This window comes from Clostridium vitabionis, assembly GCF_015351765.1.
In the GTDB taxonomy this organism is placed as follows: domain Bacteria; phylum Bacillota; class Clostridia; order Lachnospirales; family Lachnospiraceae; genus Clostridium_R; species Clostridium_R vitabionis.
Genome location: NZ_JADKQA010000001.1, coordinates 431,993 through 442,383 on the forward strand (window position 1 = coordinate 431,993; position 10,391 = coordinate 442,383).

Below are 10,391 nucleotides of genomic sequence, written 5' to 3' on the forward strand. Positions count from 1 at the left end.
ACTATACTCTGTATATCAGCATCCGGTCATTCACATTCAGTACCGGGGAATCGGAAATTTGAAAATCAGGAGGAACGAAGCATGGAAAACCAGGAAGAAGAGAAGAAGATCGCGGGATCGGAGCCGGACAAGGCGGACGCCGTCCGGGAAATGCTCGATTCGTTCACGGAGACACCGGAGATCTCCCCGCTCCAGATGGCAGATATTGAAAAATTCAATGTCTCCCAGGAGGAGATCAACAGTGACCTCAAAAAGGGCGATGAGGAACAGCATCAGGAAAACTCCTGATGGACAGCGGGAAGCTTTCTTAAGCAGGCGGGCAGTGCCGGTTTCATGGATCATGGAACCGGCACTGCCCGTTTTTTACTCCTCATCCCCGGGCGTTGGCTGAACACGGTCTCCATCAGGCCGGGCTGCGCGTCCGGCTGATATTCTCCGTCCTTTCCGGTAAAGGAATACATCCACATAAGTCTGCCTCGTTTCACGATCTCATTTTGGCACGATTATCCTATTTTTAAGGCGCATTTCCCACGAAAAATCTCTTTCAGAGCAGGCAGAAAGCACAAAAAAAGCAAAACATTTTCCAACTTGAGTAAGATAATTTACCCGGAGTGCGCAGGATACAGGAATTCCGGGGATAATCATGACAAAAACATCGAAAAATTGATAAGATAATTGGACAATATGATGAAATCCTGCGTTTTCCTTTCCCGCGCAATCCTCTATAATTCGAATCAATGAAGAAGATAACTGATCAGTCCATGCTGGAGAGCAGCTGGAAGATGGCTGCCGGCAGACGGTTTTGCGGCACCTCCCTGACATGTGGGCTCCTGACAGTTGTTGAACGTATTTTAGAGAAGGAGATGGAGATATGTTTCACAAACCTTGTCCAGGTTATGAGGATCATTTTTATTCCCAGCTTCGGGAAGACAGCAGCCGGGTAAAGCGGGCGCAGGAAGCCCAGGGAAAGGCGCTGATGCATTTCGAGAAGCCGGAAGGCATGACGATTGAGGACCGGGAGATTGACAGCGTTGAGGGGGATCATAAGGTCCATATCCGCGTGTATACCCCGGCGGGACTTCCGGGAAAATCCCCGGTTATCCTCGATATCCACGGCGGCGCCTGGGTCGGCGGTAACCTGGAGATCGACAACCAGCGGTGCGCGGAGCTCGCTGTCCGGGTTCCCTGTGTTGTGGTCGGCGTTGAATACCGGCTGTGCACCTCGCCGGAGGTGCATTTTCCGATGAACTTCAACGATGTGTATGCGGCGTATACCTACTGCCGCGACCACGCGGAGGAGATCGGCGGGAACGGCATGGTCGGTACACACGGTTCCAGCTCGGGAGCCAATCTCGCCGCGGGGCTCGCACTCTATCTCCGCGACAGCAATGAGCCGGCGCCAGCACTGACCGTGCTCAACTGCCCGCCGCTCACCATCGATTTCAATGAGGATTACTCCTATCACCAGAACTTTGAGCTCCGTATGGGTCCGGATGCCAAGGCGCCCGGCGCGGAGAATGCCCATCTCGGCGGCTACCGGGACGGCCTTCACGGGCAGATGCCGAGCTGCTATGCATTCCCGTACTACGCCGGGGATGTCGGCATGCTGGGACCCCACATGATTCTTGTCGGGGAGTATGATACGCTCCGCGACGGAGGCCTCAAGTACGCGATGCGGCTTCTCAAAGCCGGCGTTCCCTGTGAGATTTTCCAGGGCGGCCGTGTCTGCCACTGCTGGACCTGCGTTCCCGGCCATCCCTACACGAACCTCACCCATGATTTCATCGCGATGGGTTTTAAGCGGGAATTCGGCCTTTTGGATGAGCTGAAAAAGAACTGAAATACATCAGACAGGAGGTATCCTTATGTCACCGACAGTTGTTGCGATTCTTTTGATCGTGATTGTCATCGCGGCGATTCTCTGGAACAAGATCCCGATGAACTTCATCATGTTCGTGGTTCCGGTTGCCTGCGCATTTCTTCTCGGCTACAATCTGACCGAGATCTCCAATGTCATTCTTGCCCAGATCGCCACCGTCATGAAATCCGCAGGATGGATGCTCATGTTCGGCCTGATCTATTTCACCATGCTGACCGAGACCGGGATGTTTGACACGATCATCGAACGTTTTATCAAGCTTCTCGGCGGAAAGCTCAACGTAGTGACGATCATGGTGATCACCACGATCGTCAGTGCTGTCGCTTATCTGACCGCGAATATTTCCACAGCCTACCTGATCGTATTCCCGATCATGCTGCCGCTGTTTCTGCGCTACAAGATGGATAACCGCTGGCTGTTCATCATCTGCCAGACGGCGATCTCTGCGATGTGCTGGCTTCCCTGGGGAATCGGCGTTGTCAATTCCGCGATGATGGCCGGCGTCTCCCCGGAAGAGCTGGCGAAGGCATCCATGCCCTGGGGTGCAGCGTTCATCCCGGCGATCATCCTCCAGTGGGTGTATTTCGCCATGGTGTACAGGAAGCAGAATGGGTCGCTCTCCATCCAGGCTGCCGGTGTGGCAGAGGAGAAAGAGAAGGAGGCAAATCCGAACAACCGCCCAAAGCTGTTCTGGTTCAACCTGATTGTCTTTGCCATCGTTGTTTATCTGCTCGCGGTTATCAAGATGCCGTCCTATATAGTCTTTATCGGGGCGAGCATTGTGACCGCCATGGTCAATTACCGTACCGACTTCGGCAAGATCTGGAATAAGGCCGGCATGACCTTCTTCAACGTCCTGATCATGCTGTTTGCCATCTGCTTCTACCTGGCGGTGTTCAACATGTGCCGCACGACAGACCCGTCCGGCGCCGCGGGATCCCTGGTTTCCCTCTCCGTGGCAAAGGGAGCGGAGGTCCTTAAGCCTTCGATGGTATCGTCCCTCGCGGACACCCTGGTCACCCACTTCCCGCCGTTCCTGATGAAGAACATGTATGTGATCTTCCTGCTGGTTGTGGTTCCGGTGATCTATTTTGTCCCCTATCAGCTGTACAATGCCATGTATCCGGTCTTCATCTCGATCGGCGCGGCATTCGGCCTTGGCTCGATGGCGATCATCGCACCTTTCGTCTGCAACCTCGCCCTCGCGACCTCCAACACGCCGATGAACTCGGCGACCTACGTCGGCTGCTCCCTGCTGGACATCAAGGATGTTAAGGGCTACTGCACCTATGCCGGCAAGATGATGTTTGTCACGAACCTTGTGGTTATGCTTGTTGCCATCGCCACAGGCCTTCTGAAACTCTGATTTTCCTCCCGGGAAATCAAAGCGCCTGTCCAGCCCCATCTCCCGCGAAGCTTTGCCTCGCAGGTGCTGAACAGGAATACGTCCAAGCCTCCACGGCGAAAGCCGAATTGGTTAAACCTTCTGAGAAACGATGGGCCGGTCCAAATTTCCCCCGCGGGAAAATGGACCGGCTCATCGTTTTGTTGCGCCCCGGGCTGGCTTACGCCTCAGACTGGCTGCACGTCCGGGGTGCCCGCCCTGGGCGCTTCGCGTCGGCGGGGCGGGAGGCGGAAAACACGCCGAGAAGGACAAGGATGGCACCGGCAAGCTCGCGAGCAGTGAATATTTCCCCGGTCAGGAAAAAGGCAAAAATAGCGGAGAAGACCGGTTCAAGAGAAAACAGGAGGCTCACATGCTCCGGTGTCGTGTATCTCTGGGCGACGGACTGCGAGACGAGGCCGAAGGAGCTGCAGATGAGGGCGAGGCCGAGGATGGCGCCCCAACCGGCCGGGGACTTCGGCAGGGCAGGCGTTTCCAGGAGGAAGGAGGCGGCGCCGGCAAAGAGGGCGGCGAAAAAGAGCTGCCAGATGCCGATCCGCAGGCTGTCTGTCCTCCGGACGGCCCAGCTGGTCACGAGAATATGGCTGGCATAGAGGACGGCGCTGATGATGCACCAGAGATCCCCCGGCTGGATGGAGAACCCGCCTTCAAGGCTCAGGAAACCGATGCCGGCCATCGTCGCCAGGGAGCCGAAGATTACCGGCTTTTCCGGCATTTTCCTGAGGAGCACGGCGTGAAATACCGGAACCATGACCACGGCGGAGGCGTTTAGGAAGGCCGCACTGGACGCGGAGGTCCTCTTCAGGCCGTAAAGCATCGCGGCGAAGCAGAGAAAGAGGAGAAAGCCGAGGAGAGCGCTGATTTTGAGTTCACGGCGGCCGGTCTTCCGGAGGCGCCCGGAAAAGAACGGCACGACGGCGAGAAAACCGATCCCGAAGCGGAGCAGGATCAGGCAGAAGGGCGGGATCGTGCCCAGCCCGAATTTCATCAGGAGGTACGAGCTTCCCCAGGCCATGGTAACCAGGACGAGCAGGAAATCTGCCTTCTGCTGTGTCCATGCGTATTTTTCTTTCATCATTAACCTTCCTTTGCGGTATGGGCTTGTCATTCGTCATGTATGGCTTTATGATAACAGCAGGCAAGACATTAGAAAAGAGAATAAAAAGATTGATACATAGTACAAAAAAGAATGTCACTGTTCAGTGCACGCCGGGGGATAACCCGCAAAATGACTGCTTGCAGGCAGTTTTGCGGGTTATCCCCCGGCGTGCAGCCAAGCGCCGCAGGCGCTCGGCCCCCCACATCGAGCGAAGCTTTGCTTCGCGAGATGTGGGGGTGAACAGTAAAAGCATAATGTCCTGCTGCCCGGTATATGCGGGGCGGAGAGACCGCAAAATGACTGCTTGCAGGACAGGAAGGCACGATGGAGATTTGGCATAAGCATAGTAAATAGAAAGGGGAGAGAACGATGGGACTGAACAAATATGAGATTTTCCTCAAGGCCGCGGAAACCGGCAATATCACGAAGACGGCAGAGTTGCTACACTACACCCAGGCAGGGGTCAGCCATGCCGTGAACGCGGTGGAGAAGGAGGCCGGGGTTGCGCTGCTGGTACGCAGTCCGAGCGGGGTTACCCTGACCGCCAGCGGACTGAGGCTCCTTGAACCGATCCGTGCCCTCGTGAACGACAGCAGGCGGCTTTCCCAGGTCATGGAAGAGATGAAGGGCGTGGTTTCCGGGACGCTCCGGCTGGGCACATTTACCAGTGTATCCAGCATGTGGATCCCCTCGATCATCCGGGGATTCAGGGCGAAATATCCGGAGGTAGAATTTGAGCTCCTGGCGGGGGATTTCGACGGGATGAACGAGGGGATTCTCTCCGGGAAAATGGACTGTGGCTTTCTTACCGCGCCGGTGATCCCAAGGCTCCGCTTTGTCCCGCTCTACCGCGACCCGATGGTGGTGCTGCTCCCGGAGAACCACCCGCTGACGGCGAAGAAGGCACTCCGCCCGGCGGATATTGAGAATGAGCCCTTTATCCTGCCGGTGGAGGGGAATGACACGGAGGAGCAGGAGATCATGAAGACCTTCGCCCACAAGCCGCCCGTCCGCTACCGCCTGAACGACGACCTGTCGGTCATGGCGATGGTGTCGGGCGGTTTCGGGCTGACGCTGATGCCGGAAATGCTGCTCGCGCACACGAGGTTTTCGTTCGCGGTCCGGCCGATGGAACCGCCGGCCTACCGGCTGATCGGGATCGCCTCCCTCCCGGAGGAGAGGATTTCCCTTTTGACGATCCGGTTCATGGAGTATCTTGCGGAGCTTGCGGCGGACGGCATGTTCGGAAAATCCGCGGGCGGACAACCGGACAGGGCGGAGAGGGAAAGTGGAACCTCCAAACCGATAGAATGTGTGAAAAATCGGTTGAATCCGGCAGATAATTCCGATAAAATAAAATAATCCAATAAGATATTCGACGCTTCGGCACCTGCCGGACAGCTGCCGAAGCGGGCAAAGGAGGCGGATGATGAAAATGGAATTTTGGCTGTTTGGGTCTGTAGCCCTGGCGCTGCTCTTTGCGGTCTCCCAGGCCAGGAGAGTGGCCGCGAATGACCCGGGAACCGGCCGCATGAAGGAGATTGCGGAAGCGATCAGCGAGGGGGCGCACGCCTTCCTGTGGTCAGAGTACCGGATCCTGGTCATTTTTATCGCCGCGCTTTTTGTCCTGATTGGCGTCGGCATCGGCAGCTGGGTGACGGCCGTGTGCTTTCTTTTCGGCGCCCTGCTGTCCACGCTGGCCGGCTATTTCGGGATGAGTGTCGCGGTGAAAGCGAACGTCCGGACGGCCAATGCCGCGCGGACGGACGGCATGAACCGGGCGCTCGCGATCGCCTTTGCCGGCGGATCGGTGATGGGGCTCTGTGTCGCGGGGTTCGGCGTTCTCGGCATCAGCCTGATCTATGTCCTGACGAAAAATGTCGATGTCCTCTCCGGGTTCAGCCTCGGCGCGTCCTCGATTGCCCTGTTCGCCCGCGTGGGCGGCGGGATCTACACGAAGGCCGCCGATGTCGGCGCGGATCTTGTCGGCAAGGTGGAGGCCGGCATTCCGGAGGATGACCCGAGAAATCCCGCGGTGATCGCGGACAATGTCGGCGACAACGTGGGTGATGTGGCCGGCATGGGCGCGGACCTGTTTGAATCCTACGTCGGCGCCCTGGTTTCCGCCCTGACGCTCGGGATCGCCTACCGGGAGGGCGCGGGAATCCGTTATGCCCTGCTGATTGCCGCTGTCGGCCTTATTGCCTGCGTGATCGGCAGCCTCTTTGTCCGCGGCTCCGGGAAGGGGGATCCGCACACTGCGCTGAACCGGGGCACCTATGTGGCGAGCGCGATCGTCCTTGCGTGCGCCCTTCTGGCAAGCCGGACGATCTTCGGCGGCTTCCTCCCGGCGCTGGCGATCATTTCCGGCCTCGCAGTCGGCATCCTCATCGGCCGGGTCACCGAATACTACACCTCCGGGGATTACGCGCCGGTGCAGGGGATCGCGGAGCAGTCCGAGACCGGTGCCGGAACGACGATCATCAGCGGCCTTGCGGTTGGGATGAAATCGACCGCCGTCCCGGTTCTCCTGATCTGCGCCGGCATATTTGCCGCTTACCAGTGCTGCGGCCTCTACGGCATCGCCCTCGCGGCGGTGGGGATGCTGTCCACTACAGGGATCACCGTGGCCGTGGACGCTTACGGCCCGATCGCGGACAATGCGGGCGGCATCGCGGAGATGTCCGGCCTCGATGAGGGCGTGCGGAAGATCACGGACAAACTGGACGCAGTGGGAAATACCACAGCGGCGATGGGCAAGGGCTTTGCCATCGGCTCGGCGGCACTCACGGCGCTCGCCCTGTTTGTCTCCTTTGCGGGCGCGGTGAAGCTGGACAAGATTGATGTCCTGGATTACCGGGTGATCATCGGCATTTTCATCGGCGGCATGCTCCCGTTCCTTTTCTCCTCCCTGACGATGGCGTCGGTGTCCAAGGCGGCATTCCGGATGATCGAGGAGGTGCGCCGCCAGTTCCGCACGATCCCGGGCATCATGGAGGGAAAAGGCAGACCGGATTATAAGTCCTGCGTGGCGATCTCCACCCAGGCGGCTCTCCGGGAAATGCTCGTGCCGGGGCTGATGGCGGTGATTTGCCCGCTGCTCGTCGGCGTGGTGTTAGGGCCTGCGGCTCTCGGCGGCATGCTCGCCGGCGCCCTGGTGACCGGCGTGATGCTGGCGGTCTTCATGGCCAACTCCGGCGGCGCCTGGGACAACGCGAAAAAATACATTGAGGACGGCAATCACGGCGGCAAGGGCAGCGAGGCTCACAAGGCCGCGGTTGTGGGCGATACGGTCGGCGATCCCTTCAAGGACACCTCCGGGCCTTCCCTCAATATCCTGATCAAGCTGATGACCGTCGTCTCTCTGGTTTTCGCCCCGCTCTTTATCGCGGTCGGCGGGCTGCTGGGATGAGATGATGTCCGCTTGAACCCCGGAAAAACGCAAAAAGGGGGCGGCTTCCCGACACCTTTGCAGGTGAATCGGGAAGCCGCCCCCCTTTTTGCGTTATACGTTAAACCGGAAGGTGACAACGTCACCATCCTGCATGACGTAGTCCTTTCCTTCCATCCGGACAAGCCCTTTCTCCCTGGCTGCCGCATAGGTCTTGCAGTCAAGAAGATCCTGGTAGTTGATGACCTCCGCTTTGATGAAGCCGCGCTCGAAATCGCTGTGGATCTTGCCCGCGGCCTGCGGCGCCTTGGTTCCCTTCGTGATGGTCCAGGCGCGGGTCTCTTTCTCTCCGGCGGTCAGGAAGGAGATCAGGCCGAGAAGGCGGTAGCTCGCTGCGATCAGTTTATCCAGGCCAGATTCCTCGAGGCCGAGATCATGAAGAAAATCCAGTTTTTCCGCGTCATCCAGCTCAGCGATCTCTTCCTCAATCTGTGCGCTGATGACGAACACCTCGCTGCCGGTTTCCGCGGCATACTTTCGCACGGCGGCGACGTATTTGCTGGAGTTTCCGTCGTCCGCCAGGTCGTCCTCCGCGACGTTCGCCGCGAAGATCACCGGCTTCCAGGTGAGGAGATCCAGGGAATTTATGAAAGCGCGCTGGTCATCATCATTGGTCTCAAAGCTTCGGGCCAGCTTCCCGTTCTCCAGATGGTCGTGGAGGGAGCGGAGAAGTTCAAGCTCGCCCTTCAGCGATTTATCGCTCATCGCGGCGCCCTTGACTTTAGAAATCCTGCGCTCCAGAACCTCCATGTCGGCGAAGATCAGTTCGAGGTTGATGGTCTCGATGTCCCGGAGGGGATCCACGCTGCCGTCTACGTGGATGACGTTGGAATCGTCAAAGCAGCGGACGACGTGGACGATCGCGTCACATTCGCGGATATTTGCCAGAAACTGGTTGCCCAGGCCTTCCCCCTTGGACGCGCCCTTGACGAGACCGGCGATATCGACGAATTCGATGACCGCCGGAGTGATTTTCGCGGAGTTGAAGAGCGCGGCGAGCTGGTCGAGGCGCTTGTCGGGGACCGCCACCACGCCGACATTCGGGTCGATCGTGCAGAACGGATAGTTGGCAGCTTCCGCGCCTGCCTTCGTCAGAGAGTTGAAAAGTGTGCTTTTGCCCACGTTGGGCAGGCCAACGATTCCTAATTTCATTTATGTGTATTCTCCTTAATAAAATCCAGCGTTTATGCGTGCTTAAACAATTTTTTACTATTCTTAATCGCTGTACCCTGTTTGAACGTTTTTTTATGGCGAAAGGGATTCAACGCAAGAAAAGATTATATCACTCCTGCCTTTTCTTCTCAACTCGTTTTGATAGAAATTACCATTGGGTTAATAACGGTGAATTGCTAAACGAAGTTCCACTCGCAAATTTTAAAACTGGAAGTTAATCCTTCCAAAAAAATACTGGAGGTTAATTCTTCCGAAAAAGGACTACAATAGCCACTGTTGGTCCACCACCTGTTGCTCCGACCAGAACAGGAGGACCTGATGGCTAAGTATAGTCATTTGAATAGCGAAGACCGTTCTCACATCGAGACTGGTCTGAATAACAGGCAGTCGTTCAAGGAGATTGGTGAGAAGATAGGTAAGGATTGCTCCACTATCTCCAAAGAGATTCGTTCCCACATGGTTTTCAGGAAGACCGGTGCTTACGGACGTCCGTTCAACGACTGTGTGAGGCGCAAGACCTGTCAGTTTTCCGGTGTCTGTCATATCTGCCCCGAGAGCAGGGCGCGTACCCGCTTCTGCTCTATCTGTGGCAGATGCATAGATCGCTGCATCATGTATGAGAAGGAGAAATGTCCCAGGCTCGCCAAACCTCCGTATGTCTGCAACGGCTGCCCTGATAAGCGGTACTGCACACTTGAAAAATGCATCTACGATGCTGCAGCAGCCCAGGCGGAATACTCTGAGGTTCTGTCAGAAACAAGGCAGGGGTTTGCTGTCTCGGATGAGGAAAAGAAACGTCTGGATGACATCATCTCGCCTCTGATCCGTAAAGGCCAGTCCCTCCACCATATATGCCTGAACCATATGGATGAACTGATGGTCACAGAGCGGACTCTCTACACCTACATGGATGCCGGCCTGTTTACCGCCAGGAACATCGATATGCCCCGCAAGGTGAGGATGAAGCCCCGCCGCAAGCGTCCTGATACGATCAAGGTCGATCCCAAATGCAGGGAAGGGCGTACCCTGCAGGACTATGAGAAGTACAGGAAGGAACACCCTGATACTCCTGTGGCCCAACTCGACTCCGTAGAGGGCGTTAAAGGCGGTGCGGTGATGCTGACGGTCACCTTCCCGTCCACGGGGCTGCAGCTGGCTTTCCGCCGCAATCACAACGATGCGCAGTCAGTTATTGACATCTTTAACCGCTTTTATTCTGAACTTGGCCCGGACACGTTTATTGCACTGTTTCCGGTACTGCTGGCAGACAACGGCAGCGAGTTTTCCGATCCGAAGAGAATCGAATTCGACGCCAAAGGGAACCGTCGCAGTCGCATGTTTTACTGTAATGCTTCTGCTCCTTATCAGAAGGGGAGCTGTGAGG

Annotated in this window: 8 protein-coding genes; 6 read left to right on the forward strand and 2 right to left on the reverse strand. The window is 57.0% G+C overall.

Annotated features, from left to right (window positions below; translation table 11 throughout):
* Positions 1 to 81: 81 nt before the first annotated feature.
* From ISF27_RS01870 to ISF27_RS01880, 3 genes are all read left to right on the forward strand, one after another.
* On the forward strand, positions 82 to 288 hold the full coding sequence (locus ISF27_RS01870) for a hypothetical protein (RefSeq protein ID WP_194608571.1): 207 nt from the start codon (positions 82 to 84) through the stop codon (positions 286 to 288).
* 583 nt (positions 289 to 871) lie between these two features.
* Positions 872 to 1,840 carry an alpha/beta hydrolase gene (locus ISF27_RS01875; protein ID WP_194608572.1) on the forward strand — a complete coding sequence of 323 codons (969 nt, stop codon included), beginning with the start codon at positions 872 to 874 and terminating at the stop codon, positions 1,838 to 1,840.
* A gap of 25 nt (positions 1,841 to 1,865) precedes the next feature.
* Entirely contained in the window at positions 1,866 to 3,245 is a 1,380-nt protein-coding gene (locus ISF27_RS01880) for an SLC13 family permease (RefSeq protein WP_194608574.1), read from the forward strand.
* A 199-nt stretch (positions 3,246 to 3,444) separates the two neighbouring features.
* Here the strand turns inward: ISF27_RS01880 and ISF27_RS01885 are convergent, their stop codons facing one another.
* Complete coding sequence (locus ISF27_RS01885; protein ID WP_194608577.1) at positions 3,445 to 4,359, reverse strand: DMT family transporter; 915 nt, start codon at positions 4,357 to 4,359, stop codon at positions 3,445 to 3,447.
* A 393-nt stretch (positions 4,360 to 4,752) separates the two neighbouring features.
* Between ISF27_RS01885 and ISF27_RS01890 the strand changes: the two genes are divergently transcribed.
* Together ISF27_RS01890 and ISF27_RS01895 are read left to right on the forward strand one after the other, a co-directional pair.
* The gene (locus ISF27_RS01890) at positions 4,753 to 5,745 is read left to right on the forward strand and encodes a LysR family transcriptional regulator (RefSeq protein ID WP_194608579.1); all 993 of its coding nucleotides are present in this window, start codon (positions 4,753 to 4,755) and stop codon (positions 5,743 to 5,745) included.
* 67 nt (positions 5,746 to 5,812) lie between these two features.
* Positions 5,813 to 7,795 (forward strand): sodium-translocating pyrophosphatase, encoded by a 1,983-nt coding sequence (locus ISF27_RS01895; protein ID WP_407926036.1) that lies wholly within the window; start codon positions 5,813 to 5,815, stop codon positions 7,793 to 7,795.
* Positions 7,796 to 7,888: 93 nt separating this feature from the next.
* Here the strand turns inward: ISF27_RS01895 and ychF are convergent, their stop codons facing one another.
* Positions 7,889 to 8,986: a redox-regulated ATPase YchF gene (gene ychF / locus ISF27_RS01900; RefSeq protein WP_194608580.1), complete on the reverse strand. Its 1,098-nt coding sequence runs from the start codon at positions 8,984 to 8,986 to the stop codon at positions 7,889 to 7,891.
* Positions 8,987 to 9,325: 339 nt separating this feature from the next.
* On the opposite strand from ychF, the gene ISF27_RS01905 reads away from it, so the two are divergent.
* Positions 9,326 to 10,391, forward strand: a 1,066-nt coding sequence (locus tag ISF27_RS01905) for a helix-turn-helix domain-containing protein (protein WP_235985986.1), incomplete at its 3' end; no start/stop codon positions are given.

What these genes read in the sequence shown, in the direction of transcription:
- ISF27_RS01885 (WP_194608577.1), bottom strand. Translation starts at nt 4,359, where the DNA reads ATGAAAGAAAAATACGCATGGACACAGCAGAAGGCAGATTTCCTGCTC.
- ISF27_RS01880 (WP_194608574.1), top strand. Translation starts at nt 1,866, where the DNA reads ATGTCACCGACAGTTGTTGCGATTCTTTTGATCGTGATTGTCATCGCG.
- ISF27_RS01870 (WP_194608571.1), top strand. Translation starts at nt 82, where the DNA reads ATGGAAAACCAGGAAGAAGAGAAGAAGATCGCGGGATCGGAGCCGGAC.
- ychF (WP_194608580.1), bottom strand. Translation starts at nt 8,986, where the DNA reads ATGAAATTAGGAATCGTTGGCCTGCCCAACGTGGGCAAAAGCACACTT.
- ISF27_RS01875 (WP_194608572.1), top strand. Translation starts at nt 872, where the DNA reads ATGTTTCACAAACCTTGTCCAGGTTATGAGGATCATTTTTATTCCCAG.
- ISF27_RS01895 (WP_407926036.1), top strand. Translation starts at nt 5,813, where the DNA reads ATGAAAATGGAATTTTGGCTGTTTGGGTCTGTAGCCCTGGCGCTGCTC.
- ISF27_RS01890 (WP_194608579.1), top strand. Translation starts at nt 4,753, where the DNA reads ATGGGACTGAACAAATATGAGATTTTCCTCAAGGCCGCGGAAACCGGC.